Raw genomic sequence first — 25888 nt, forward strand, 5'->3', positions numbered from 1 at the left:
AGAAATCAGGCCATTGCTAAAAATTGGGCTAAATTTGAGCCAAACATGGCCAGCTATGGTATCCAATTCCAGAAAAAATCTAATCTACTCCTTGGTCCTTTTAGTTTTGATAGGAGCGGTATATCTCTATCGAAACAGGGAAGTCAGCCAGATCGATGGCCAAAATAACTCCCCTCTTGCAGGTTGGGTCAACTTGTCCGGGCAGACTATGGGCACCTCCTACCAAATCAAATTCAAGACTAATCGAAATGAAGACTTCCAATCCGGGGTAGATTCTATTTTTAGCAGAGTTACCAATGCTTTTTCATCCTATGAGGTAAATTCTGAAGTCAATCGGTTTAATCTTGATGATTCTTTGGCAAGTCCTTCACCTGATTTCAAAGATATGTTGGCCTTTGCAAAAGACCTCAACACCCAAACCCTAGGGGCATTCGAACCCACCCAAAAACCCTTGGAAAACCTTTGGGGATTCAGCAGAACTGGACCTTACCAGAAAGACAGCATTGAACTAATGTATGTAATGCCTTCGGTAGGTATACAAAAACTGATGGTTTCCGATAGTATAATCCAAAAGTCAAACCCGGGAACCCTTCTTGACTTTAATCCCTCAGCCCTAGGTTGGGCAATAGATGAAGTCGCCACCTACTTGGAAAAACTTGGGATTGCAGATTATTGGATTCAAATCGGGGGGCAAATCCGCGCCAATGGACAGAATGAACGTGGAGAATTGTGGAAGGCAGGAATCCGATATCCTGACCTGTCTACAGGAGAAGCTAAAGAAGGAGTCTTGGCTTTGGAAAACAAAACCATCTCACCTGCGGGTAATTGGGAGGATTTTTATGTCAGAGATTCCACCCGAATCAGTTTTACCCTGGATCCAAGGACAGGCATGCCCGTACGACATGGTCTCTTAGCGGCCTGGGCCATTACTGCGGATAGCAAAAAAGCGGATGCCCTGGCAGAAGTACTTCTGATCTTAGGAACACGGGAAGCGATTAAAATGGACTCTTTGGATACTGAATTGGAAATGATTTTGATCCATAACGAAAAAGGAAGTTCTCTAAAAATCTATGCAAGTCCTGAAATCCAACCTTTCCTCTCCTTCCCAATCCAATAAACAATAAATGCAACATTATTGAATTTTTTTACCTTTGTGCTCGTTAAGACCGGCAAGACACTCTGAAAAAAGGGCATATAAGACCACTGCATGATTTTAAATTTTCTGCTTCTCTTCCTTACTGCCATGGCTTCCGGCTTGGTGGTGTTCTTTTCTCCAGTTTTCAGAGAGCGATATTTCAAGCTGGTTTTAGTGTTTGCCGGTTCTTATCTTTTTTCGATCACTGTATTGCATATCCTTCCTGAGCTCTTTTCCGAAGGCTTTTCCCATGCCAGAATGGGCCTATTCATCCTGATCGGGTTTTTGTTGCAGCAAGTGTTGGAGTTTTGGTCTTCGGGAGTTGAGCATGGCCATATTCACAAACATTCCTCTGAGACGTCCAAAGGAGTACTTACCCTGATGCTCGGCTTGTTTATCCATGCGTTTTTGGAAGGTACTCTTCTATCCCATGGAGCGGTGGTAGGTGCCGAGAGTCAGGATATGGTGGGACATAATCACAGCAATCAATCCGTGCTCCTCGGAATCATCATGCACAAAGGGCCGGCTGCATTTGCTTTGGCAGCGGTTCTTTCTGCTTCTTTGAGCAAGCGTTGGACGATTATTCTGCTTACCCTATTTGCTTTGGCATCCCCCCTAGGCATGTTTTTCAGCTCTTGGTTTATCCACAATGGCCTGCTATCCAAGGAAGGCATCTCCATCCTTTATGGACTGGTAACCGGCGGATTTTTACATATATCCACTACCATCTTTTTTGAAAGCAGTCCTCATCACAAATTTCAATTGAATAAGCTTTTAGTGACTTTCCTCGCAGCGGGATTGGCATTAATTTCGGAATACCTGATGTAAGGTGTTCTTTTTTGATTATTTAGGAGATCAAAGCCTGCCTTTTTTAAATTTTTTGGGTTTTTCCTGTAAAAGAGTTTGGATTCCGTCGAGAGAATGAAGTATTTCATTTTTGAAATGCCTTGATAGAAAATCCGGCGAAACTCAGGTCCAACGGCATTTTTTATCCTAAATGCTTGAAAAAATGAACAAAATTCAATCAAAAAATTCAGCCTATTGGAAAAAAAACCTGCAAACCTTAGTGCTGCTACTCTCCGTCTGGTTCGCTGTCTCATTCGGGTGCGGAATATTCCTTACAGACTTCCTAAACCAATTTAAGTTGGGAGGTTATCCCCTAGGCTTTTGGTTTGCGCAGCAAGGTTCCTTATTCACCTTCATTCTTCTGATTTTCCTCTACGTGATCCGAATGAATAAACTAGATCGGGAATTTGGCGTAAACGAAGATTGACATGGAGATATTGACCTGGACCTATCTTCTTGTGGGGCTAAGTTTTGCCTTGTATATAGGAATTGCGATTTGGACCCGAGCAGGGTCTACCAAAGAATTTTACATAGCAGGAGGAGGAGTATCACCCTTAGCCAACGGCATGGCCACGGCCGCAGACTGGATGTCCGCTGCCTCTTTCATATCGATGGCAGGGTTGATTTCCTTTGCCGGCTATGATGGATCGGTATACCTGATGGGATGGACAGGAGGCTATGTGCTTCTTGCTCTCCTTTTGGCTCCCTATCTCCGAAAATTCGGAAAGTTTACCGTTCCCGACTTCGTTGGAGACCGCTATTATTCCCACAAAGCTCGGGTAGTGGCTGTGATCTGTGCTCTTTTTATCTCCTTCACTTATGTAGCCGGACAGATGCGCGGGGTGGGCATTGTATTCTCCCGATATTTGGAGGTGCCGATCGAATGGGGGGTAGTGATCGGCATGTGTATCGTCTTTTTTTATGCTGTTTTGGGAGGGATGAAAGGGATTACTTATACCCAAGTCGCCCAGTATTGTGTTTTGATTTTTGCCTACATGGTCCCTGCAATTTTTATTTCCATTCAACTGACCGGCAATCCAATCCCACAGCTCGGATTGGGAGGAACTTTAGAAGACGGGGTTCCTCTTTTGCAAAAATTAGACGGAATTCTAGCTGATTTGGGTTTTGCTGAATACACTTCCGGGAGAAAAAGTATAACTGATATTTTCATGATCACCTTGGCCCTGATGGTAGGAACTGCCGGACTGCCTCACGTGATCGTTCGATTTTTCACCGTCCCCAAAGTAAAGGATGCCCGACTTTCGGCGGGCTATGCCTTGGCCTTTATTGCCATTCTTTACACTACTGCTCCTGCTGTAGCCGCATTCGGAATTTTCAATACCATACAGTCCACCTCGGAAAAAAAGATTGAGGATCTGCCAGCCTGGGTTCAAACTTGGCAAAAAACCAATCTGATCACGATCGAAGACAAAAACAAAGACGGACGGGTTCAATACAGCGCCAACCAAGAATCCAACGAACTCAGCATAGATAAAGACATCATGGTATTGGCTAGTCCGGAAATAGCCGAATTGCCCAATTGGGTAGTAGGATTGGTAGCAGCAGGAGCAATGGCAGCTGCGCTTTCCACGGCCGCAGGATTGCTTTTGGTGATTTCTACCTCTGTTTCCAGGGATTTGGTGAAGACCTTCAAACCTGAGATTTCAGAAAAAAAAGAATTGAGAATAGCAAGATTGGCAGCAGCCGGGGCGGTGATTTTGGCTGGGTATTTTGGGGTAAATCCTCCTGGCTTTGTGGCTGAAGTGGTCGCCTTTGCCTTTGGCCTAGCCGCTGCTTCTTTTTTTCCGGTGATCATTTTGGGGATTTTTTCCACTCGAACCAATAAAGAAGGTGCCATTACAGGTATGATTGCAGGGCTGGTTTTCACCTTGATTTATATCAGTTATTTTAAGTTTATATCTCCCGATCAAAACAATCCTAGCTATTGGTGGTGGGGAATTTCACCCGAGGGTATCGGAACGATTGGTATGCTGATCAACTTTAGCTGTTGCTATTTGATTTCCAAGCTTACCCCTCCACCTCCAGGCCATGTACAGGACTTGATTCAGGAAATAAGAATCCCAAAAGGTGCCGGACAGGCCCATGATCATTAACTTTATCCCTATTCCAAAACCCAATTTGCCATGAGCGACAGACTGCACACCCTGAGCGGGTATCTATACGAATACCAAAAAAGCATTGCCCAGCCGGAAGAATTCTGGTCTCGGATTGCTGACTCATTTTTCTGGAGAAAACGCTGGACCAAAACGCTGAAATGGAACTTTCAGGAACCCGATGTCCGGTGGTTTGAAGGGGGCAAACTGAATATCACCGAAAATATCTTCGAAAAACAGCTATTTACCTTAGGAGAAACGCCTGCAATCATCTGGGAACCCAATGATCCCCATGAAGCCAGCCGGACGATTACCTATCGCGAGCTTTTTGAGGAAGTGGGAAGATTTGCCAATGCTCTCAAGGCCAAAGGAGTTCAAAAGGGCGACCGGGTAATTATCTATATGCCCATGATCCCTGAGGCTGCTATTGCCATGCTCGCCTGCGCACGAATTGGAGCAGTCCATTCTGTGGTTTTTGCAGGATTTTCCAGCACTTCTCTGGCTGATCGAATCTTGGACTGTAAGGCAAAAGTGATCTTAACCTCCGATGGAAATTTCCGCGGGAATAAAAAGATCGGAGTCAAAGCTGTCGTGGATGAGGCTTTGGAAAAAGCACCCGTGGAAACAGTCATTGTATACAAACGCACAGGACAGGAAGTCTTCATAACTCCAAAAAGAGACTTCTGGTGGCACGAGGTCATCGAGGGAGTTTCTTCTACCAACAAAGCCGAAGTAATGGATGCCGAGGACATGCTCTTTATCCTTTATACCTCAGGATCCACCGGTAAGCCTAAAGGCGTGGTCCACACTACTGCAGGCTATATGGTCTATACCAAATACTCTTTCGAAAATGTCTTCCAATACTCTCCTGGAGATGTGTATTGGTGCACGGCTGATATCGGCTGGATTACAGGACACTCCTACATCGTCTATGGACCGCTTTTGGCTGGGGCTACCACGGTAATGTTTGAGGGAGTGCCTACCTATCCGGATGCGGGACGCTTCTGGGCTATTGTGGAAAAGCATAAGGTGAATCAGTTTTACACTGCCCCGACTGCCATCCGGGCGCTGCAGGCCTTTGGTACCGAACCGATTGAAGGTTATGATCTGAGCTCACTGAAAGTCTTAGGCTCCGTAGGGGAGCCAATCAACGAGGAGGCTTGGCACTGGTATCATACCCATATCGGGAAGGGAAAATGCCCGATTGTAGATACTTGGTGGCAGACTGAAACGGGCGGGATTATGGTCTCTCCCCTGGCGGGAATCACTCCGACCAAGCCTGCTTACGCCACACTTCCTCTGCCCGGGATTCAGCTCTGTATCGTAGACAGCGAAGGAAATGAACTTACTGGCAACGGCGTGGAGGGCAATCTTTGCATCAAATTCCCCTGGCCATCCATGATCAGAACCACCTATGGGGATCATGAGCGATGCCGACAGACCTATTTTTCTACCTACAAAAACATGTACTTCACCGGAGACGGAGTCAAAAGGGACCACGATGGATATTACCGTATTCTGGGCCGAGTCGACGACGTAATCAACGTCTCAGGACATCGCATGGGTACTGCCGAAGTGGAAAACGCAATCAACGAGCACCCAAAAGTCATCGAATCAGCAGTGGTGGGTTTTCCTCACGAAGTCAAAGGCCAAGGCATCTATGCCTATGTGATCTGCGATATGAGCAACAGGACGGAGGATAACCTGATCAATGAAATCAAAGACACGGTATCCAAAATCATCGGGCCTATTGCCAAGCCGGACAAAATTCAGATTGTGCCTGGACTACCAAAAACCCGATCCGGAAAAATCATGCGTCGAATCCTGAGAAAAGTAGCCGAAGGCGCGCTTGATTCCATGGGAGATACCTCTACGCTGCTTGATCCAGAGGTGGTTGAGAAAATCATTGAAGGAAGAAAGTAAAAATAGATTTTAGACTCAAGACACAAGACGCTAGACCTTGGAAGAACTGACTGCCGAAGCTTTTCCAAAGTTTCGAACTTTGGAAAAGCTCAAACAGCAGATTTCGGTTGTGCTCAAAAGGATTAAATGAAAAAGACAAAAAGTGCCAAGTAAAAGCTGAACCTAATACTTTAATCTTCAATATAATGTCTTTTGTCTAGCATCTTACCTCGTGATTCTCGCATCTAGCCTCTTGCCTCTACTATGAATGTCATTGTCAACCGAGTCGCCGAATTTCTCAAAAGATTCCCTCCTTTTTCATTTTTGGAAAAGGAGGAGCTTTTTCTTGTGGCTGGACAGGTTGAAATTCATTACCTGGAAAAGGATCGGATTTTCTTCCATCAAGGAGAACCTGCCCGACCCAATTTTTATGTTTTAAAAGAGGGAACGGTACACTTGGTGGAGACTTCTCCAAAAGGTGAGGAAATCAGGGAAGTTTGCGATGAAGGGGATGTGTTTGGAGTTTTGGCTCTTTTGGGAAAAAGGCCGTATCTGCTCACTGCCAAGATCATCGAAAACAGCCTAATCTATGCCATTCCTGTAGCCATTTTTGAAAAAATTCTCGAAAAGAACAGCAGAGTTGCTCTTTTCTTTGCTGCTGGATTTGCAGCAGGTCAGGTTGTAGTAAGGCAAGATCTCTCTCAGGGTCAAAAGGCCAGAAATGAACTTCGCTCTCCTTCCAATGACCATTCCTTACTGATCTTTACCGATGAATCTTCCCTTAAAATCACCGAAAAGGTTTTGACTTGTTCGCCTGAATGGTCTATACAGCAAGCGGCCGGTCTGATGACAGAGGTCCAGGTGAGCAGTATTGTAGTCTGTGATTCAAACCACTTTCCATTGGGAATAGTAACAGACAAGGACTTGAGAACCCGGGTTTTGGCCAAAAATTTAGACCCATCAAGCCCAGTCCAAAAAATAATGACCAGCCCGGTAATTACTCGGAAAAGGAGAGAGCATTTCTCCAACCTCTACCTGACCATGATCCGAAATCAACTCCACCATCTCGTCCTCACCGAAGATGGGACGGACCAATCTGAGGTGAAAGGATTGATTTCTGACCATGATATCTTCCTGTCCATGGGCAACAGCCCCGCTATCCTCATCCACGCACTGATCAATGCCAAGGAAGTTTCAGAGATGCGTGGGATTCGTGATAGGGCTGAAGCCATGCTGAAGTATTATCTGGAAAATGAAGTGGCGATGGACTTCGTGGCTTCTGTGATGACCGAGATCAACGATGTGATCATCAAAAAGGCGGTGAAATGGTCTCAACTACAGCTGAAAATTGAGTTTCCGGATTTGCCAGAAATCAAATTCACCTTCCTTTCTCTGGGAAGCGAAGGAAGAGAAGAGCAGCTCCTCAGAACAGACTTGGACAATGCCATCGTCTTCGAGGACGTCCCAAAAGAGCTTCAGGAAAAAGCAAAATCTTACTTCTTTCGATTGGGCGAATCGGTGATCGAAGCCTTGCTGGCCTGTGGATTTGAATCCTGCCCTGCCAAAATCATGGCCAACAATCCTGATTGGGTTCAGCCCCTTTCGGTTTGGAAGTCCTACTTCAGTCAGTGGATCGTGACCCCTACCCCGGAAGCCCTGCTCAAATCCTCCATTTTCTTTGATTTCCGCGCTGTCACAGGGAATCCATCGCTGGCAGAAGAGCTTTCTCAGCATATCTTCCAAGAAATCCGAAAGCACAAATCTTTCCTGGGTTTCCTGGGTCAAAATGCACTCAACACCCCTCCGCCACTAGGATTCTTCAAGGATTTTGTAGTGGAAAAATCTGGCGAACATCGGGATCGATTTGACATCAAAGCGCGCGCCATGATGCCCCTGACTGATCTGGCCAGACTACTCATCCTCAGTCATGAAGTAGTCGGGATCAACAATACTTTTCATCGATTCGAAAAGCTAGCTGAGTTAGAGCCCAACTACACCGATCTCTTCACTCAGGCAGGAACCGCCTACGAAATCCTAATGCGCATGCGCGCTCTGGAAGGACTGCAGCAAGGCAACAGTGGACGGTTTTTGAACCCTAAATCTCTTGGCAAACTACAGCGGCAATTGCTGAAAAACACCTTTTCTCCCATTGCTGAACTTCAACAGATCGTAGAAATCCGTTTTCAGCTAGACTATTTCAGAAGATGAGCTGGTGGAAATTTTGGAAAAGTGAACCGAAAAAACCCCATTTCGTTCAAGAGTTCCTGGAGAAAAATACCCAAAAGATCCCAGGAATACGTTCTTTGGACCAAATGGAGTTCCTGGTCCTGGATACCGAAACGACCGGCTTAGACCCAAAAAAGGATCAACTGATTTCTTTTGGGGCAATAAGAATCAAAAACAGGAAAATACAGGTATCGGAAAGCTTAGAACTCCGCCTTAAACAAGACTTTCCCATAGGCCCGGCGATAAGGATTCACGGGATCCTGAGCGCCGGACAAGCACTAAGCCAGGAGGAATTTGCAGAAAAAACCCTCTCCATTCTGGGGAATTCCATTTTGGTCGGCCACCACATCCAATTTGACTTGGAAATACTTCTGCAGGTGTATCGCCCTTTTGGACTTGGCCATGTCCCCAATCCTGTGCTGGATACGCTGAGCCTATGCATGCGCCTCGACCATGGTCCCTTGGCAGACTATTCGCGGATCAAAGCTGAAGATTACAGCCTGGACAGCCTTTGTCAACGGTTTGGAATTGAGACCGACGATAGACATACGGCTTCGGGAGATGCATTTTTGACCGCTCAATTACTTCAGAAATTATTGATTTTGGCAGAAAAAAAGGGGATTGACACCTTTTCCAAACTCATCCGCTAGCTACTTCCAGCGGACGTCTACCTCTCCCTTGGCAGTGAGGTGAATGCTCAACCCAAGCTTTCCGGGATAAAATCCCTCAGGAGCCATTTCCAAGCCCACCACTTTCAAGTCCGCTATCGGAGTTTGCAATCCCAGTCGATTCTCGATTCCTGCGAGACCCATGGCAAAGGTTTCTTCCAAGGGGAATCTCATTTTGGAATTAAGCTGACGGATTATTTTTCCTCTTTTTAGCTTCGCTCCCAGCTTTGCCTTGCCGCTGTCACTTTCCAGATAGAAGTCCACATCCCGGAAGATCAACGCCTTTTCCCCTGGGTCAAAATCCGGCTTCCCTACCAAAAAGAGGCTACCTGTGATTTCTTTATCCCCTTTTCCCACCGCCACAAAATCCATCCAAATCCCCAACTTCTCACCAAAGGCTTGAGTCTGGAAATCACTTGGGATAAAGTAGGCTGACTTGCTGATCCGGATGCGCTGATTTTCAAAATTACTGTCCAGTAACTCATTGAGTTCAGGATAGCTTAAGAAGAAAGGAACCCTAATTTCAAGGAAATTGTCCTGCCTCGAATTTTCCGAAAGAGGAGGCAGAGGAAATGCCCTGGAAGGCGCTGCTGCGGCCGGATGAGGATTGACCTTCCCGCTTAGCCCAAGGAATAGCTGATAACCCCGCTCTACATCGACTTTCTCGTGGATTTTGACAGAATCGGGTTGAATTGAAAAGGCCATTTCCTTTCCCAGCAAATCCACAAAGACGGGCTTCCCAGCCTCAGTCCACGCTTGATCCACGATCGGTTTAAGCTGCAAAAGATCCTTCTTCCCCACCAGCTTCTCAGTAGCAAAAGCACTGACTTCCTTTTGGATGAGGGGACTCAAATCCACTTCCAAACCCATGATACTGAGTCCCATTTTCCCACCCAAATCAAGCAAGTGAAAATCAGATACGCCCAAAGCCCAATTGGGATAGACTTGGGGATCAACCAGAAAAACAGGACTCAGAGATTGATTGATCGGTATTTTATTCTGAAAAAGGTTCCTAAGTCCTCCCGGCTTAAGGCCCACCTCTCCGGTGACATTTAGCGGCACGGTCAACTCCAATTGGGAAGAATCCACCCCTCTGACCTGAATCCACCCATCCCGGGAAAAACTCAAATCTCCCCGAACACCGCTACCCAAATCCAAGCCTTCTTCGGCAAACAAAACCGGAGGAATCCGTTGATTGACCAACTGACTCAGCGTCTCAAAAGGAATCTCCAAGGGGACATTGACCCGGGAATACGCATTGGGTACTGCCGGAGATGGAGGGGTAGCAGTGGGGTCCAAACTTTTGCAGCCGGAAATTACCCATAGTATCCCCAGAAAAAATCCCAAAAATTCACGCGTTTTGCTCAATCTAATCATCTGTTTCATCCAAATGGAACTAATTTCACCCTACAAGAATTGCCCCAAAAGTAAGGATTGAGAGAAAATGAATTGGAATAAACTTACCCACCCTTCGCAAATTGAGCAAATCAAAGCGCTGAGCTATGAAAAGCCGGTGTTGATTTTCAAGCACAGCACCCGCTGCTCGATTAGCAGTATGTCTTTGGATCGTTTGCTACGCAATTGGAAAGAGGAGGACAAAGAAAAGGTAGAGCCTTTCTATTTGGACTTGATCGCATATCGGGACCTATCAGATCAGATCGAAGTTGTTTTTGGTGTTCCCCACCAAAGCCCGCAGGTAGTTCTAATCCGAAAAGGAGAGGCGGTGTATGACAACAGCCATTTTGGAATCTCCTATCCGGAAATTATGGCTGAAATCTCCAGGTCCTAATCAGCAGTTCAATAGCCGTATTCAACCATTTATCCCCTAGATTTTCCGTTCCAATTTTTTGTCAAAAAAGGGGTTAAACCTTTCATTCATCAGATAGGTCAAAGTAGGAACTTTGCATATCTATGAAAAAACAATACTTATTTAGTGTCCTGATTCTAAGCTTTTTGCTGAATTTTTCAGCCAACGCGCAACGGCCTGCGGATCAGCCTCAGCAAGTACGGAAACTGACCGGAAAAGTCATTGACGGTGTGGCCAAAACCCCGATGATCGGGGCCAATGTCCTGATCAAAACAATGACTGACTCCTTGCTTCGCGGGACAGTGTCCGGAGCAGATGGGGGCTTCGAGATCGAAAGACCAAGAGTACCCCAGGTAAAGGTCGAGATCTCCTTTTTGGGATACAAAACCATTTCCCAAGTCAATACCTTCAGAGATCCGATGGATTTGGGAGAACTCGTCCTTCTGGAAGACGCCAAGGTGCTTGGCGAGGTGGTCATTGAGGGAGTAAGTGTAGTGGGAGAACAAAGAGGGGACACGACCTCTTTCAATGCCAATGCATTCAAAACCCAGGAAAACGCCCAAGCCGAAGATCTGATCCGCAAAATGCCAGGCATCACCATGCAGGGAGGACAACTGCAGGCTCAAGGCGAAAATGTGCAGCGGATTCTGGTAGACGGACGGGAGTTTTTCGGGAATGATCCCAGTATTGCCCTCAGAAACCTACCCGCAGACGCCATCGACCGGGTGGAAGTGCTTGATCAACGATCCGACCAAAGCCGACTGACGGGATTTGATGACGGGAACTACACCAAAACAATCAATATCATTCTGAGAGAAGACCGGAAAAACGGATCCTTCGGCCGAGTCTATGGAGGCTATGGTACAGATGATCGGTACTCTGCAGGAGGAAGCATCAACCTGTTCAAAGGAGATCAGCGCCTATCTATCTTGGGCTTGTTTAACAACATCAACCAGCAAAACTTCTCCAGTCAAGACCTGGCGGGAGTCAATGCCAATGCCTCCGGAGGTGGAGGAAGGAGACCCGGAGGTGGTGGTGGAGGTGGTGGCCGTTGGGGCGGAGGAGGAAACAATAACTTCTTTGTGGGGAATGAGAATGGAATTGTATCCACCAATTCTCTGGGACTCAACTACTCCGACAAATGGGGCAAAAAAGTCAACTTCACCGGAAGCTATTTCTTCAACAATACCACCAATGCCCTACAGCAAATCACCAACCGGGAAACGGTAGTGAATGAGGATATTCGGCAGTTTTATCAGGAAAGTCTGATCAATACCGTGGATAATTTCAACCATCGGGCCAATGCACGGATTGAAGCAGATATCAATGAGAAAAATTCAATCATCCTGACTCCCAGCATTTCTTTCCAAAACAACCAAACCTTCAGCGACCGGGATGCCTTGACTACAGCTAGCACGGGAGATTCCCTGTCTGCACTGCGGTCGATCAGCAATGCGGAAACCCAGGCCTTGAATATTTCCAATAACCTGACCTATCGATACAAGTTTGACAAGCCGGGAAGAACCCTTTCGACGGAAATTTTCACTGCCTGGAACGATCGGGACCAAACTTCCGATCTCTTGGCAGCAAGTAGGGACTTCCAGAGAAACAGGCTGGATACCACACTACAGGAGACATTTGCGCTCAACGACGGTTTCAACTATCGTATCAATCTGACCTTTACGGAAAAACTGGGAGAAAACTCCATCGGAACCTTCGGCTACCAAATTGGCAACAACAAAACCCGGGCCGACCAAAAGACTTTCGTCCTGGATGATGAGCGAAGACCGGTGCTGGATACAGCCCTTTCCAATGAATTTGACAACAAATTCATCACCCAAAGACTGAGATCCGGCTATGCCTACAACAAAGGCGGATACAGTGTCAATCTGAATCTGGACTACCAAAATGCACGCTTGGACAATCAGGCCTTTTTCCCTGAATCCGGGGTATTCAAGCGGGATTTCAACAACTTCCTGCCCAGCGCAAACATTAATTTCAGAAACCGGGAGACCGGATTTTCCTGGAGAGTCCGTTACCGGACCGATACCGATGAACCCAGTGTAACTGAGCTTCAGAATGTGGTCAATAACCAAAATCCGCTCAACCTGAGAGTAGGTAATCCTGAACTCGGACAAAGCTTCAATCACAACATCTTCGCCAACATCAGCAAGATCAATCTGGAAAAATCCCAAACCTTGTTTATGTTCTTGAATTACTCCGCTACGAGTGATTTCATCGGCAACAACACCTTTATCACCGCTCAGGACACGCTGATCAACGGGGAAGTTTTGCTAAGACCGGGAGGACAGATTTCCCAGCCGGTCAATCTGGACGGCAACTGGAGAACTACCTTCTTCCTGACCTATGGGGCTCCAATCAAAAAGGTCAAAACCAATTTCAACACCAACACCCGAGTGACTTTCAACAGGATTCCGGGGATTATCAATGGGGAACTCAACTTGAATGACAACCTTTCCCTGAGCGAAGGGGTGACTTTCAGCTCAAACATCAGCAAGAATTTTGACTTTACCCTGCAGGTCACCGGTACCTACAACATCGTGAATTCAAGCCTGCAGCAGGACTTGGACAACAACTTCTATCAGCAGGAATCCAGCCTCCGACTCTACTATTCGCCTAACAACGGAAAGCTTTTTGTCGGTAACAACATCGGTCACACCTTTTTCCGAGGGCTTTCTGATGGATTCAATCAAAGCTTTTGGCTATGGAATATCGAAGGGGGATACCGCTTTGCCAAAAACAACAAAGCCGAGCTGAAAGTGGTCATCTTTGACTTGCTCAATCAGAACAACAGCATCAGCCGAACGGTCTCCGACGTGGCAGTAACCGATGTCTTCACCAACGTACTGACCCGATACGGGATGCTGACTTTCACCTACATTATCGGCAATTTCAAGGAACCCGAGACTCCTCAGCAGCCTTGGCAGATGAGCAGACCCTCAGGAGGAAGGACTTGGTAAAAATTTAGAAAGCAAAAGTGAGAAAGCTTAAAAGCCGCCTGAAAGAAATATCAAGCGGCTTTTTTACTCCTTAATATTTAGTTTACATCTTAGGAAGCACCACCGTGTCCACCGAATGGATCACCCCATTAGACTGCCATACATCTGCGATGGTTACTTTGGACTGACCACCGTTTTCATCGGTGATATAAAGATCTTTGCCCTTCATCCAAGCAGTCAGTTTTCCGCCCTGTACCGTGGTCAGGACAGCTTTTCCGTTTCCTTTTTTGATCGCGTCAGCGATGTCCTTAGAACCCATTTTTCCCGCTACTACATGGTAAGTCAGCACTGCAGTCAATTGACCTTTGTTTTCAGGCTTTAGAAGGGTTTCCACCGTCCCCGCAGGAAGCTTGGCAAAGGCAGAGTTTTCAGGAGCAAAAACAGTGAAAGGACCTTTTCCCTGAAGCGTTTCCACCAATCCTGCTGCTTTTACAGCCGCAACCAAAGTGGTGTGGTCAGCAGAGTTCACTGCGTTCTCCACAATGTTTTTGGAAGGATACATCGGAGCACCGCCTACTTCCACGGTTTTTTCCATTTGGGCAAAAGCCACATTTGCTGAAAGAAAAACGAAGGCTGCAAAAGCCATTTTAAATAGTTTGTTCATGATTTGATTTGTTTTGGTTTCGAATTTGGAAGCACTTACGCAGCCGAAAACGAACTTGGATTTTACGCTTTATAAAAAAAATTGAAAGAATTGCCGGGATAGCTTGGACATCCCACAGGGACCTTTGCCCAAAAAAGCTCAAAAATGGTAGCTTTGTGCCTTCAAGATTATCAACGCATGAGTCAGGAAAGAATCGACGCGATCAAAGCCGCCATTGCTGCTGCGGATGCTACTACCCCGGATGAACTGGAAGCCTACCGAATGGAATATATTTCCAAGAAAAGTGTGGTGGGAGAGCTCTTTGCTGCCATGGGACAAATCCCCAATGAGGAAAAGCGAGCCTATGGACAGCTGATCAATGGTGTCAAGCAGCTTGCTGAAGCTAAGTTTCAAGAGTTGATTGAAAAAGTCAATTCTGCAAACAAAAAGGCGAAAAGTGCGGATTTGGACTTGACTTTGCCCCCGTCCAATCAGTCTTTGGGAGGTATTCATCCGCTTACAGCGACACGTCAGCGCATCATCGATATCTTTGAGCGCATCGGGTTCAACCTATCCGAAGGACCGGAGATCGAGGATGACTGGCACAACTTCACCGCGTTGAATTTTCCTGAAAACCATCCGGCTCGGGAAATGCAGGATACCTTTTTTATAGAAAAGAATCCTGACATCGCGCTGAGAACGCATACTTCTTCGGTACAGGTTCGCGTGATGGAAAACCAAAAACCGCCAATCCGCACACTTTCACCAGGGAGAGTTTACCGAAACGAAGCGATTTCTGCACGTGCGCACTGCATCTTCCATCAGGTAGAAGGACTCTATGTGGATGAAAATGTGGGTTTCGCCGATTTGAAAAATACCTTGTACCACTTTGCCAAGGAGATGTTTGGCAAGGAGACCAAAGTGCGATTCCGTCCTTCTTTCTTCCCTTTTACAGAACCAAGCGCAGAGATCGATATTTCCTGCCTGATCTGCGGAGGAAAAGGCTGCAATGTCTGCAAAGGAAGCGGTTGGGTAGAGATCGGAGGATCGGGAATGGTGGATCCCAACGTATTGGAAAACTGCGGAATTGACTCCAAGAAATACACCGGCTTTGCCTTTGGGATGGGAATCGAACGGATTGCGATGCTGAAGTATCAGATCAAGGACTTGCGGCTCTTCACGGAAAATGATGTACGATTCCTGAGGCAGTTTAGGCCATTGTTATAGAAAAGTTGAGAAGCCAGTCGAAAGATTGGCTTTTTTTATTGCTCACAGATTACACGGATGAACACAGATGATTTATTTCAAATTTTTCATCTGTGAAAATCTGTGCTATCCGTGAGAAAAATTAAATCTCTGCCCGATTTGACTCCAATCCCCCGACCTCTACGTTTACCAAAAACACATCTCCGCTCTGCGGATACTTTTCCAAATCATCCCCTGACAGGTTTTCCTGAGCAGTGGTGATCAGCATCAGATCCAGATTTTCTCCCCCAAAGCAGCAGGACCGAATTGGTTCAAGTCTCCTGATTTGGACCAAACGAGAAGCCAGTTGAAAGATTGGCTTTTTTTATTGCTCACAGATTACACGGATGAACACAGATGATTTATTTCAAATTTTTCATCTGTGAAAATCTGTGCTATCCGTGAGAAAAATTAAATCTCTGCCCGATTTGACTCCAATCCCCCGACCTCTACGTTTACCAAAAACACATCTCCGCTCTGCGGATACTTTTCCAAATCATCCCCTGACAGGTTTTCCTGAGCAGTGGTGATCAGCATCAGATCCAGATTTTCTCCCCCAAAGCAGCAGGACCGAATTGGTTCAAGTCTCCTGATTTGGACCAAACGAGAAGCCAGTCGAAAGATTGGCTTTTTTTATTGCTCACAGATTACACGGATGAACACAGATGATTTATTTCAAATTTTTCATCTGTGAAAATCTGTGCTATCCGTGAGAAAAATTAAATCTCTGCCCGATTTGACTCCAATCCCCCGACCTCTACGTTTACCAAAAACACATCTCCGCTCTGCGGATACTTTTCCAAATCATCCCCTGTCAGATTTTCCTGAGCAGTGGTAATCAGCATCAGATCCAGATTTTCTCCCCCAAAGCAGCAGGAGGTGACATGGGGAGCTGGAAGTTCGATTTTGTCCAAAAGTTTCCCTGTTTTTGGATTCCATCGGTACACGCCCGAACCCGCATAATGCGCCACCCAAAGCATTCCTTCCCGATCAATGCACATCCCATCCGGGAAGCCCAATCCCTCCGGAATCTCGACGGCAATTCGTCGAAATTCAATGGCTCCCGACTCCGGATCAAAGGCAAACTCATGGATATTCTTGGTTGGGGTGTCGATAAAGTAATACGTCCTTTGATCAACGGTCCAGGCCATTCCATTGGAAATGGTCAGGTTTTGCAATTGGATTTGAGGTTTTAGATCCGTTCCAATTCGATACAAGGAACCCGCACCTTCGGTAAAAAGCCTACTCAGCGTCCCGATCCAGATTCTACCTTGAGGATCGACTTTGCCATCATTGAAGCGATTCAAAGCCAGGTCTGATTCAACTTCACAAAGCTCTTCGATCACCTCCTTATCCCAATCGTACCGAACCAGCCTCCGATCCAAACCCAAAATCAGCTTTCCATTTTGTCCTTCCAAGACCACCGCCAGGCGGTTTGGAAAATGCCGGATTTCCAGCTTTTCAGAGGCTAAATGATAGCAATGCAGGTTGCCCATTTCGATATCTACCCAAAAGAAACAGCCGAGATTGGCAATCCAAAGCGGGCCTTCGCCCAAAAAACATTGACTCGTGATGGATTTCATGGTGTTTGGATTGAAATATTGGAAAATTGAAAGATTTGAAAATTTATAGAACACTAAGGATTCCAGCTTAAGACAAGGTCAACTTGAAGAAAAGATATCGTAAATCGTAAACTTGTGCTGAGCGAAGTCGAAGCATCGTTCCTCGTAAATCATTTATGCCAGTACTGCCCAATCTTCTTCTTCAAAAACGCCACGCTGCGCTCCAGTTGATCCATTCCGTCCACGCCATCTTCGATGCTGATCCAGTTGTCAAAGCCGACTCGCTTGAGCTCAGTGAAGATCGCATCGTAATCATTCATTCCCTTGCCGATTTCTCCATGGCTGAGCATTTTCGCATACCCAACGGCACCACCTTCTACTTTTCGCAAATCTTCAATTGTGCCGTATTTTAAAAATCGATCACTGGCATGCATGGTTAGCACTCTTTCAGATACATCGTAGAGCAAATCCAAAGGATCTTCCCCCGCCAGAAACGCATTGCTCGGATCGTAATTCACTCCAAAATTGGGATGGTGAATCGACTTGACCAATCGGGTGAAAATGGAACGCTTCTGCGCAAATTCCTGATATTCCCAGAAATCGTCTTTGTAGTGATTTTCGATAATCAGGGTGATTCCAAGACTTTGGGCATAAGGAAGACAGGCTTCGATACATTCCTTTGCCAGTTGGATCCCTTCCTCCACGGAAAGCTCCGGTCGATACTGACCGGAAAGCACTCGGCAATATTTCCCGCCAAGTTCATCAGTCATATCGATCCAGCGTCGCTGTTTTTGGATTTCCTTATCACGAAAAGCTTTATCCCGATGGGTAAAATCCGGCGAGCAGCACATCATGGGGATGACCATACCCTCGTTTTCAACCATCCGGCGGAATTTGGGCCAGTTTTTTTCATCGGCCATTTCCAAAAATCCGGCATACCACTCCAGCCCATCGAGCTGAAGTGGGGCAGCCAATTTCACCCAATCGGCGATTTTCATACTCCCATCCTTGCAGAGCTGCTGCATAAAGGCCTTGGGAAAGGCGGCTAATTTGGGCATGGTGGGTTATTTGTTTGAATTTTAGCTATTCTTTCAGAAGTTGGATTTTCTTTCTAAACCCGATGGAAGACCGGAGACGGAAGAGGGGATCAAATTAGATTTCAGGACTAAATTCACCTCTTGAGTTCTCCCGCTTGAAAAGAAAGGAATTTGCATTTTTATTTAAAGGTCTTGTTGTCTTTGGGTAGGTTTCGTCCGATCATCGGATGCTGCTCCAAGGTGAGCACTTGTCCTGATACGGGGCCGCTTTCGTCCGAAAGGAAGAAAATACAAGCCGCTGCAATCTCTTCTGGCGAAAGAATCCTCCCCGATGGAGCAATGATGGCAGGCAAATCCTCGTACCAAGTTTCAGAAAGTCCATGCTCCTTTTTGCGTTCTTTTTCACGCTCCGTCAGCACCCAACCCGGATTGATTTGGTTGACCCGTATCCCGTATTCCCGCATCAGGGAATCTCCCAGATTTCCGGTCAAGGTCATGATGGCACCTTTGGAAACAGAATAGGCAAGCAGATTGGGTTCTCCGCTCCAGGCGTTGATTGAGCCGATATTGAGTACGGATCCACGGGTTTTGATCAGTTCGGGCAGTGCCTTTTGGATCAGCAGAAAAGGCGAAATAGTATTGATATCCAATACTTTTTGGAAAAAGGCCCGATCTGTATTGTGGATATCTGAAGCGATGACCCAAGCTGCATTATTGACGACGGCATCGAGTTTTCCAAACCTTTTCACAGCGAGATTCACAAGATTTTCTGGGCAAGTTTCGGTGGTGATGTCTTCACAGTGGAATACCGCTTGGTCGGATCCAATCTCTTCTTCTACTTCTTCTCCTAAGTACTGTTCCAATCCATGAAGGACGACTTTTGCTCCCTCGGCCGCACAACGTTTGGCGATGGCTTTTCCTATTCCCGTGGTACTTCCAGTGACGATAATGACTTTGTCTTTGAGTCGCATATTAAACAGGTTTTAAAACCGCTTTTACAATTTGTCCGGTATGCATTTTTTCAAAAGCTTCATGCCATTCGGTGATTGACCAAACGCCTCCAATGATCGGTTTGACATTCAAGGCCCCGCTTGCCAGCAAAGCAATCACCCGCTCCCAAATCGGCCAGTTATGACTGAAGCTGCCCTGCAGACGCACATTTTTCTGCACAATAGGATCAATGGAAAAATTCAAAGGCTGTGGCCCCCAACCTACTTTGGTGATCTGCCCGTTTGGTCTCACCAGCTTCATTGCTGTCTTGAGAGTAATACTATGTCCTGCCGCATCCACGATCAGGTCGGCACCCAATCCATCACGCTTTCGTGCCCAAGCCTCAGCAGCATCATCTCCGATAAGAGGATCACAACCGTAGGCATTTTTTGCAATTTCCAGTCTCCCACGGTCCGCTTCCAATCCCAAAACAGCTACTTCCGCTCCGCAAAGTCTGGCCACTGCGGCACATAGAATCCCGATCGTCCCGGGACCGATTACGACTACCCGATCTCCGGGTTTGATGTGGGAATTACCCACCAAGGCATTGAAAGCGACACAACAGGGTTCGGTCAGGCAGGCTTCTTCAAAGGATAGATTCTCGGGAACGCTATGTAAGCATCTTGACGGCACCCGTACAAATCGGGTCATGGCCCCGTTGACTCCATAGCCGAAGCCTTTTCGGGTTGGGTCTAAATTGTAGAGTCCGACTTTGCTCATGGGATTGAGTGAATCGATCACGGCTGCAGTCTCCGACACGACCCGATCACCGAGTTTCCAACCAGAAACCCTAGACCCCAACTTGGCGATTTTTCCGCCAAATTCATGGCCCAAAACGACGGGATAATTCACCGGCCAACTGTGGTCGGATGTCCACTGATGAAGGTCAGATCCACAGACACCGACATTTTCGACTTCCAAAAGGATATCTTCCTCCCCGATTTCAGGCACCGGGATTTCACGGATTTCTACCGAATGCTTTTGCTCGGAATAGTTGACTACTGCGGGTATTTTGGTGCTGGACATGGTTTAGGATTTAGAGGGGAAAACAGGGGTTTGGGCATGGATAGCTTCGCAGATCATTCGAAGGGAAGCTTCAAGGTCTCCGTCTGCAGTCTTGAAAGAATCGGCATCGATGGTCAGCGGAGCGCCTAATACTACCAGTGGTGCTCCATATTGCGGGCATTGGATCGCCTGCTCAAGGGAAAGTCCTCCCACCGCCTGCACAGGGATATTGACTGCAGCTACCACTTCGCGAAGTTGATCGAGTGGACTTGGCATGCGGTGTCCTGCGGCAGCAATTCCCCGCCGCTCATCGTAGCCGATATGGTGAATCACATAATCACAACCCAGATCTTCCAAAAATTTGGCTCCCTCCACCATATCCGGACAGACCATATTGTCGCCCATGACTTGTACGCCAAAGTCTTTTCCTGCTTTGACCACACATTTTATCGTTTCCGCATGGGCTCGAGCCATGACTACCACATGGGTAGCACCGGCTTTGGCCATCATTTCGGCCTCGAGATAGCCCCCATCCATAGTTTTCAAATCAGCAACGATGGGAATCCTAGGAAAGGCTTCTCTGAGTTTTCGGACACCGTGAAGGCCTTCGGCGAGAATGAGTGGAGTGCCAGCTTCCAGCCAGTCCACCCCAGCTCGGAGCGCCATTTCTGCCGTTTCTAGTGCTTCATCGATATTGGTTAAGTCCAAAGAGATCTGGACAATGGGTCGCATAGGTTTTGGGTTTGGAGTTGAATCTCAATATAAAATTTTTTGCCCCCAGAAGCATCCCGATAAGCCGGTCAGAAGACCATTTCCATAAAGTTTATCGATTTAATCGCAGATTCTGATAAATTCCCTAACCCAAACTAACCTCCCCATGTCCGACAAACGCCGAACTACCCTGAAAGACATTGCCAAAGCATTGAATCTTTCCCCGTCTACAGTTTCCAGAGCATTGAACGGATATCCTTCTCTTTCCGAAGAAACCATACAGCTGGTGAAAGACTACGCGGAAAGGCACAATTATGTCCCTAATCCCATCGCTGTCAACTTTCGGAAAAACCGGACCTCCATCATCGGTATGATTGTCCCTCATATTGTCCATCATTTTTTCTCCACCACGATCAGCGGGGCCATGGAAACTGCCAAAAAAAATGGCTACAGTATTTTATTGGCTCAGTCATATGATCTATTGAAGGACGAAATTTTGGCGAGTCAGCACCTTTTGGGTATGGGCGTGGACGGATTGTTGATCTCGGTTTCCAATGAAACCAAAGAAGCAGAGCATCTTCAGGCCTTTTTGGATGAGGGCAAACCTGTGGTTCAGTTTGACAAAATCACTGACCAACTGGAAGGGCCGAAAATTGAGGTAGATGATTTTCAGGGAGCCTATCAGGCAGTCAGCCATCTGATCCGGCAGGGCTATCGCAAAATTGCCCATCTGAGCGGACGGATGGAAGTAAAAAATGCCCATGAGCGATTTCTAGGCTATAAAAAAGCCCTCAAAGACCATGGACTGGAATTCAATGAAGCTTGGGTGAAAAACTGCTTTGATATTTCCGAAAAGGAAGGTTTTGATTTTACCCAAGAGTTGATGGAATCGGAAGAAAAGCCAGATGCCATTTTTTGCATTACGGACTTGGTCGCATTGGGAGCGATGAATTACCTAAAATCCTCCGACTATCAAATCCCTCAGCAAATCGGCTTGATGGGCTTCAGCAATTGGATGCTTTCTGAGTATACCAGTCCTTCACTGAGCTCAGTAGATCAGTTTGGAACCCAAATGGGCAGTAAAGCTGCAGAAATCCTTATTGATCTCCTGAAAAAGCAAGAATTGGGCACCAATGAAACCATGGAAGTGAAAACTGAATTGGTCATCCGTGGTTCTTCGATGAAAAGCTGAAAATTAAGAATGATTCATATCAGTGTCAGCTCGAGTAATAAACATTCAAAAAGGACCCCACAGAGTTTTTTCTAATATCACAACATTGTTTTTGCATTTGGTATTTGATGACTTTTTTGAGTACAAGACTCAGTTTAGATGGGCGCGGGGGCTGACGCAGCAGCGGGCCAGCGTTCGGCCTTGTGCGGTGGGAGCTTTGCTGCGTCTTGACCTTTTGGTTCTTTTGGGTCAAGCCAAAAGAACGAAGAGAAAGAGAACCGCAAAATGCTAAATGGGGGAATGTCATCCTCTTTTTAGGCTTTCGGTTCCAAAACCCTAAACCCATACGGCTCTAAGATCAAGTATTCGTGATCAGGCCCCACCTCCACCTCGGATTCAGTCCAATGATCCCAAAGTCTAGCCGACCCCTCTCCCAGCTCACGGAAAGCATACCAAGTCAAATAGGCAGCCTTGTCGGAAAAGTTGAACAGACAATACATCCGCGCATTCCCCATTCGCCGGACAAAGCCCGCTACATGAATATTGTGCGGGCTCATCCAGGAGATATTGCTCAGATCGCTGAATAGTTCATGGCTTTTTCGGATTTGAAGCAATCTTTTGGTTCCGGAAAAAATCCGATTCTCCACCGTTCCATTTTCGTTTTTTCGGCTGACTTTTTCCCAGTCAATTACCGGACGGTGCATCCAGCGGTTGTCGTAGCTTTTCCCTGGATCATTTTGGTAGCTGTAGTCATTGGTGTAGCCGACTTCGTCCCCATAGAAAAGCATAGGTAAGCCTCCCAGGAAAATGGAATGCGCCTGCATCATCAGAATTTTTTGGATGCTTTGGTCTATGGCAGGTTCATTGCCTTCGATCAGGGCTTTTTCCAATCCGCAGAGGGAAGCCAGGGTTCCGGAAATCCGCGCATCTCCTGTTTTGGGATTGGAAGAAAACAGCGCCCCCCTCGCCGGACTCATCCATTGATCTCCGGAGAAAGAGAAGTAGTCCTTGAGAAACTTTCGATGCACATAGGGGTCTTTACCTGCCTGCGCGATCATGTAGTCGTCGTAGCCCAATCCAATATCGTCATGGCAGCGGGTATAGGTAATCCAGGAAGTTCCATAGGGTTTTTGGAGAATTTGGTGTTGGGCGGCAAGCATGACTTGGGTCTCACCTGAGGCTAACATGTCCCATTGCAAGGCCATTTGGGTGGCATTATAGGCAAAGTCGCATTCCTGAGCGATGAACTCTCCCGTACCAAAGTACTTCATGATTTCCTTTGGAGCCACGATCGCTTCACCCAAAATCGCCATGCCCGGAGTAGCCACCTGCACGCATTGCTTGATCAATCGGAGAAGGGTATGGGCCTGAGGGAGATTTTGGCAGGAAGTACCTAGCTGCTTCCAGATAAATGCCGGGGCATCTATCCGGAGCAAATCCACCCCGAGATTTCCATAAAAAAGTACATTTTCTAGCATCGCCCGAAAAACATGGGGATTGGTATAATTCAAGTCCCACTGATAGCGATGAAAAACAGTCATTACCCATTTGCCCATCTCCTCATTCCAGGTAAAATTTCCGGGAGCACTCTCCGGGAAAATCTCCGGCATATCCCGCTCAAACTCATCCGGGATGGAGCGGTGCCCATAGGCGTAGAAAAAGTCTTGGTAGTAGGAATCCCCTCCTTTGGCTTTTTGGGCCCATTCGTGGTGATGAGAGGTGTGGTTGAGCACAATATCGAGCATCAGATACATCCCTTTGCTGTGCATTTTTTTTCGCAGGGAAATCAGTTCCTCCAGAGTTCCGAAACGGGGATCCACCTTTCGAAAATCCGAAACTGCATAGCCTCCGTCACTTTCGCCTTGCGGACTTTCAAATACCGGCATCAAGTGAAGAAAATTCACCCCGAGCTCTTCCAAATGAGGAAGTTTGGACGGCATAGTTTTCAAATTTCCCGCAAACCGATCCACATACAAGCTCATCCCTGCCAGCTGATTGCTTAGAAACCAAGTCCCTGTTTTGGCTTTTTCCTCATCCCTTTTGCGAAGTCCTTTTTCCCTTGATTGATAGGCCTCAACCAGCACTTTCACCAATGACTTAAATTGACTTTCCCCTTCCGGATGAGCTGCATAGATTTCTCCGTAGAGCCGATGGATTTTCGGCAAATGCTCGTTTAGGGTTTGGATGAAGTTTCGGTCTTTTTTCTCATCAATTCCTTTTTCCAGAAAAATCTCCTGGAAAAGCTGAGCAAGTAAAGATTCAGGGTACATGTGGGTGAGCGTGTTTTGAAATTTTAATGGCCGGAGGAGACGATCACCTCCTCAGGGTCGATATTTTTATTTTCCTTGATGAGCAAAGTGGCTGCGGCTGCGATCAGAAGTAAGACACCCGCAAAAGAAATCGCCATTCCCGCATCATTTGCGAGGAAATTTTTGGAAATAAAACCGAAGGTCAGGGTCTGAAGAATCATCGGGATCACGATCATCATGTTGATGATGCCCATGTAGACGCCATAGCGCTCCTTGGGAATTTCATTGACCACGAGCAAATACGGTACACCCATCATACTGGCCCAAGCAATGCCAAATCCGGTCATAGGAGCAAAGAGCAGGTATTTATTCTCTATCATCGGGAAAGCAATCAGCCCCAGTCCCGCCATGATGAGACAAAGGAAATGAACCGTTTTGGGACCAAATCTTTTAGCCATCCCTACCAAAAAGAAGGCGGACAGGAAGGTGACGATATTGTACCATCCATTGACCAATCCAGTCCAGCCTACCGCTTCCTCATACTTGGCAGGATCGCTGGCCGGTGTGGCATCCCAAACGGAGAGTGCGATGGATTTGGCGGCATTCTGCCAATAGCAAAACAAGGCATACCACTGGAATAGATAGACCAGGGCCAGCTTCCACATCACCGAAGGCATGTGGATGATGGATTCGATGATTTCCAGATTTTGGGCAAAGAGCACTTTCGTAGTCGGATTATTTTCTGCCCAATGGATCGTCTTTCGGATGATCTTTCGGTCAAAAATCGAGGGGATCAACAGAAGGAAAAAGACCAGATAAGCAATCAGTGTGGTGAGGATAGAAAGAAAAAACTGGATGGCAGGATGGGGCATTCCTTTGTTCCGCTCCTTCAGAGCAGCCAATTCCTCCGGAGAAGGAGGGTACTCGGGCGTTTTGGAAATACTCCACAGGACCGAAGTGATGGAGCAGACCGTGCCGAGAAAGAAAGAAGCGTAGACCCACATCGGCAGCGAACCGATGGTGCCTTTGAAGAAAATCTGAAAGACAAAAAGGGAAAGGTTGGCCAGGGTGATCCCCAAACCGGTGAAGAAGCTTTGGGTCAAAAAGCCCTGTCCATACTGCTCCTCGGGAAGCGAATCGGCAATCAAGGCTCGATAAGGCTCCATGGCCGTATTGTTAGCTGCGTCCAGGACCCAAAGTAATCCTGCTGCCATCCATAACGTGCTGCTGAAGGGATAGAAAAAGAGACAAATACTGCACATCAAAGCCCCGATAAAAAAGTAAGGCTTTCTCCGGCCGTATTTATCGCTCCAAGTACTGTCGCTGAGCGCACCGATGATTGGCTGGATCAAAAGTCCGGTCATGGGACCGGCAAGATTCAAAATCGGAATTTCGTCAGGTGCAGCACCCAGCATGTCATAGATCGGGTTGACAGCACTTTGCTGGAGACCAAAGCTGTATTGAATCCCAAAAAACCCAACGTTCATGTTGATAATTTGGGAAAAGGAGAGTTTGGGTTTTTGCATGAGGTTAATTGGGTTTTGATGCCTTTATTGGGCTTTGGGCTATAAAAAATAGGAAGAAAAGCTCGGTAAAAAATGGCTTAAATAGCATAAA

The 25888-nt window shown here is 46.8% G+C and carries 22 protein-coding genes; 11 read left to right on the plus strand and 11 right to left on the minus strand.

What is annotated here, in order from left to right; genetic code table 11:
- The first annotated feature begins 55 nt into the window (after positions 1-55).
- From AAA943_RS07670 to AAA943_RS07700, 7 genes are all read left to right on the plus strand, one after another.
- Positions 56-1117, plus strand: a complete 1062-nt coding sequence (locus AAA943_RS07670) for an FAD:protein FMN transferase (protein WP_338223644.1) — start codon at positions 56-58, stop codon at positions 1115-1117.
- A gap of 90 nt (positions 1118-1207) precedes the next feature.
- The gene (locus tag AAA943_RS07675) at positions 1208-1963 is read left to right on the plus strand and encodes a ZIP family metal transporter (protein WP_338223645.1); all 756 of its coding nucleotides are present in this window, start codon (positions 1208-1210) and stop codon (positions 1961-1963) included.
- A 181-nt stretch (positions 1964-2144) separates the two neighbouring features.
- A complete protein-coding gene (locus tag AAA943_RS07680) occupies positions 2145-2408 on the plus strand; it encodes a DUF4212 domain-containing protein (RefSeq protein WP_338223646.1) in 264 nt (87 codons plus the stop codon).
- A gap of 1 nt (position 2409) precedes the next feature.
- Complete coding sequence (locus AAA943_RS07685; protein ID WP_338223647.1) at positions 2410-4095, plus strand: sodium:solute symporter family protein; 1686 nt, start codon at positions 2410-2412, stop codon at positions 4093-4095.
- Positions 4096-4125: 30 nt separating this feature from the next.
- Positions 4126-6018, plus strand: a complete 1893-nt coding sequence (acs, locus tag AAA943_RS07690; protein WP_338223648.1) for an acetate--CoA ligase — start codon at positions 4126-4128, stop codon at positions 6016-6018.
- A 243-nt stretch (positions 6019-6261) separates the two neighbouring features.
- Positions 6262-8205, plus strand: a complete 1944-nt coding sequence (locus tag AAA943_RS07695) for a DUF294 nucleotidyltransferase-like domain-containing protein (RefSeq protein ID WP_338223649.1) — start codon at positions 6262-6264, stop codon at positions 8203-8205.
- A 104-nt stretch (positions 8206-8309) separates the two neighbouring features.
- On the plus strand, positions 8310-8873 hold the full coding sequence (locus AAA943_RS07700) for a 3'-5' exonuclease (RefSeq protein WP_338223650.1): 564 nt from the start codon (positions 8310-8312) through the stop codon (positions 8871-8873).
- On the opposite strand, the gene AAA943_RS07705 is transcribed toward AAA943_RS07700, so the two are convergent.
- Positions 8874-10277 (minus strand): DUF4403 family protein, encoded by a 1404-nt coding sequence (locus tag AAA943_RS07705; protein WP_338223651.1) that lies wholly within the window; start codon positions 10275-10277, stop codon positions 8874-8876.
- 58 nt (positions 10278-10335) lie between these two features.
- Here AAA943_RS07705 and ytxJ point away from each other — a divergent pair, with 58 nt between their 5' ends.
- Together ytxJ and AAA943_RS07715 are read left to right on the plus strand one after the other, a co-directional pair.
- Positions 10336-10680: a bacillithiol system redox-active protein YtxJ gene (gene ytxJ, locus AAA943_RS07710; RefSeq protein WP_338223652.1), complete on the plus strand. Its 345-nt coding sequence runs from the start codon at positions 10336-10338 to the stop codon at positions 10678-10680.
- Positions 10681-10802: 122 nt separating this feature from the next.
- Positions 10803-13679 carry an outer membrane beta-barrel protein gene (locus tag AAA943_RS07715; RefSeq protein WP_338223653.1) on the plus strand — a complete coding sequence of 959 codons (2877 nt, stop codon included), beginning with the start codon at positions 10803-10805 and terminating at the stop codon, positions 13677-13679.
- Between the two features lie 82 nt (positions 13680-13761).
- Here the strand turns inward: AAA943_RS07715 and AAA943_RS07720 are convergent, their stop codons facing one another.
- A complete protein-coding gene (locus AAA943_RS07720; protein WP_338223654.1) occupies positions 13762-14322 on the minus strand; it encodes a fasciclin domain-containing protein in 561 nt (186 codons plus the stop codon).
- Positions 14323-14499: 177 nt separating this feature from the next.
- On the opposite strand from AAA943_RS07720, the gene AAA943_RS07725 reads away from it, so the two are divergent.
- Positions 14500-15528 carry a phenylalanine--tRNA ligase subunit alpha gene (locus AAA943_RS07725; RefSeq protein ID WP_338223655.1) on the plus strand — a complete coding sequence of 343 codons (1029 nt, stop codon included), beginning with the start codon at positions 14500-14502 and terminating at the stop codon, positions 15526-15528.
- Positions 15529-15649: 121 nt separating this feature from the next.
- Here the strand turns inward: AAA943_RS07725 and AAA943_RS07730 are convergent, their stop codons facing one another.
- The 7 genes from AAA943_RS07730 to AAA943_RS07760 form a co-directional block, all read right to left on the minus strand.
- The gene (locus tag AAA943_RS07730) at positions 15650-15775 is read right to left on the minus strand and encodes a hypothetical protein (protein ID WP_338223656.1); all 126 of its coding nucleotides are present in this window, start codon (positions 15773-15775) and stop codon (positions 15650-15652) included.
- 182 nt (positions 15776-15957) lie between these two features.
- Complete coding sequence (locus tag AAA943_RS07735) at positions 15958-16083, minus strand: hypothetical protein (RefSeq protein WP_338223656.1); 126 nt, start codon at positions 16081-16083, stop codon at positions 15958-15960.
- 182 nt (positions 16084-16265) lie between these two features.
- On the minus strand, positions 16266-17129 hold the full coding sequence (locus AAA943_RS07740; protein ID WP_338223657.1) for an SMP-30/gluconolactonase/LRE family protein: 864 nt from the start codon (positions 17127-17129) through the stop codon (positions 16266-16268).
- A gap of 149 nt (positions 17130-17278) precedes the next feature.
- The gene (locus AAA943_RS07745) at positions 17279-18166 is read right to left on the minus strand and encodes a sugar phosphate isomerase/epimerase family protein (RefSeq protein ID WP_338223658.1); all 888 of its coding nucleotides are present in this window, start codon (positions 18164-18166) and stop codon (positions 17279-17281) included.
- Between the two features lie 158 nt (positions 18167-18324).
- On the minus strand, positions 18325-19116 hold the full coding sequence (locus AAA943_RS07750) for an SDR family NAD(P)-dependent oxidoreductase (protein WP_338223659.1): 792 nt from the start codon (positions 19114-19116) through the stop codon (positions 18325-18327).
- Between the two features lies 1 nt (position 19117).
- Positions 19118-20161 carry a zinc-binding dehydrogenase gene (locus tag AAA943_RS07755; RefSeq protein WP_338223660.1) on the minus strand — a complete coding sequence of 348 codons (1044 nt, stop codon included), beginning with the start codon at positions 20159-20161 and terminating at the stop codon, positions 19118-19120.
- Between the two features lie 3 nt (positions 20162-20164).
- The gene (locus tag AAA943_RS07760) at positions 20165-20872 is read right to left on the minus strand and encodes an orotidine 5'-phosphate decarboxylase / HUMPS family protein (protein WP_338223661.1); all 708 of its coding nucleotides are present in this window, start codon (positions 20870-20872) and stop codon (positions 20165-20167) included.
- Between the two features lie 145 nt (positions 20873-21017).
- Here AAA943_RS07760 and AAA943_RS07765 point away from each other — a divergent pair, with 145 nt between their 5' ends.
- Positions 21018-22043 (plus strand): LacI family DNA-binding transcriptional regulator, encoded by a 1026-nt coding sequence (locus AAA943_RS07765; RefSeq protein WP_338223662.1) that lies wholly within the window; start codon positions 21018-21020, stop codon positions 22041-22043.
- 293 nt (positions 22044-22336) lie between these two features.
- On the opposite strand, the gene AAA943_RS07770 is transcribed toward AAA943_RS07765, so the two are convergent.
- Positions 22337-24292 (minus strand): amylosucrase, encoded by a 1956-nt coding sequence (locus AAA943_RS07770; RefSeq protein WP_338223663.1) that lies wholly within the window; start codon positions 24290-24292, stop codon positions 22337-22339.
- Positions 24293-24315: 23 nt separating this feature from the next.
- Positions 24316-25797, minus strand: a complete 1482-nt coding sequence (locus AAA943_RS07775) for an MFS transporter (protein ID WP_338223665.1) — start codon at positions 25795-25797, stop codon at positions 24316-24318.
- Positions 25798-25888 lie beyond the last annotated feature (91 nt).

It is taken from the genome of Algoriphagus confluentis (assembly GCF_036245625.1).
GTDB lineage: Bacteria > Bacteroidota > Bacteroidia > Cytophagales > Cyclobacteriaceae > Algoriphagus > Algoriphagus confluentis.

Excerpts from the sequence above, each read along its gene's own strand:
- AAA943_RS07670 (WP_338223644.1), top strand. The coding sequence starts at position 56 with ATGGTATCCAATTCCAGAAAAAATCTAATCTACTCCTTGGTCCTTTTA.
- AAA943_RS07675 (WP_338223645.1), top strand. The coding sequence starts at position 1,208 with ATGATTTTAAATTTTCTGCTTCTCTTCCTTACTGCCATGGCTTCCGGC.
- AAA943_RS07680 (WP_338223646.1), top strand. The coding sequence starts at position 2,145 with ATGAACAAAATTCAATCAAAAAATTCAGCCTATTGGAAAAAAAACCTG.
- AAA943_RS07685 (WP_338223647.1), top strand. The coding sequence starts at position 2,410 with ATGGAGATATTGACCTGGACCTATCTTCTTGTGGGGCTAAGTTTTGCC.
- acs (WP_338223648.1), top strand. The coding sequence starts at position 4,126 with ATGAGCGACAGACTGCACACCCTGAGCGGGTATCTATACGAATACCAA.
- AAA943_RS07695 (WP_338223649.1), top strand. The coding sequence starts at position 6,262 with ATGAATGTCATTGTCAACCGAGTCGCCGAATTTCTCAAAAGATTCCCT.
- AAA943_RS07700 (WP_338223650.1), top strand. The coding sequence starts at position 8,310 with ATGGAGTTCCTGGTCCTGGATACCGAAACGACCGGCTTAGACCCAAAA.
- AAA943_RS07705 (WP_338223651.1), bottom strand. The coding sequence starts at position 10,277 with ATGAAACAGATGATTAGATTGAGCAAAACGCGTGAATTTTTGGGATTT.
- ytxJ (WP_338223652.1), top strand. The coding sequence starts at position 10,336 with ATGAATTGGAATAAACTTACCCACCCTTCGCAAATTGAGCAAATCAAA.
- AAA943_RS07715 (WP_338223653.1), top strand. The coding sequence starts at position 10,803 with ATGAAAAAACAATACTTATTTAGTGTCCTGATTCTAAGCTTTTTGCTG.
- AAA943_RS07720 (WP_338223654.1), bottom strand. The coding sequence starts at position 14,322 with ATGAACAAACTATTTAAAATGGCTTTTGCAGCCTTCGTTTTTCTTTCA.
- AAA943_RS07725 (WP_338223655.1), top strand. The coding sequence starts at position 14,500 with ATGAGTCAGGAAAGAATCGACGCGATCAAAGCCGCCATTGCTGCTGCG.
- AAA943_RS07730 (WP_338223656.1), bottom strand. The coding sequence starts at position 15,775 with ATGCTGATCACCACTGCTCAGGAAAACCTGTCAGGGGATGATTTGGAA.
- AAA943_RS07735 (WP_338223656.1), bottom strand. The coding sequence starts at position 16,083 with ATGCTGATCACCACTGCTCAGGAAAACCTGTCAGGGGATGATTTGGAA.
- AAA943_RS07740 (WP_338223657.1), bottom strand. The coding sequence starts at position 17,129 with ATGAAATCCATCACGAGTCAATGTTTTTTGGGCGAAGGCCCGCTTTGG.
- AAA943_RS07745 (WP_338223658.1), bottom strand. The coding sequence starts at position 18,166 with ATGCCCAAATTAGCCGCCTTTCCCAAGGCCTTTATGCAGCAGCTCTGC.
- AAA943_RS07750 (WP_338223659.1), bottom strand. The coding sequence starts at position 19,116 with ATGCGACTCAAAGACAAAGTCATTATCGTCACTGGAAGTACCACGGGA.
- AAA943_RS07755 (WP_338223660.1), bottom strand. The coding sequence starts at position 20,161 with ATGTCCAGCACCAAAATACCCGCAGTAGTCAACTATTCCGAGCAAAAG.
- AAA943_RS07760 (WP_338223661.1), bottom strand. The coding sequence starts at position 20,872 with ATGCGACCCATTGTCCAGATCTCTTTGGACTTAACCAATATCGATGAA.
- AAA943_RS07765 (WP_338223662.1), top strand. The coding sequence starts at position 21,018 with ATGTCCGACAAACGCCGAACTACCCTGAAAGACATTGCCAAAGCATTG.
- AAA943_RS07770 (WP_338223663.1), bottom strand. The coding sequence starts at position 24,292 with ATGTACCCTGAATCTTTACTTGCTCAGCTTTTCCAGGAGATTTTTCTG.
- AAA943_RS07775 (WP_338223665.1), bottom strand. The coding sequence starts at position 25,797 with ATGCAAAAACCCAAACTCTCCTTTTCCCAAATTATCAACATGAACGTT.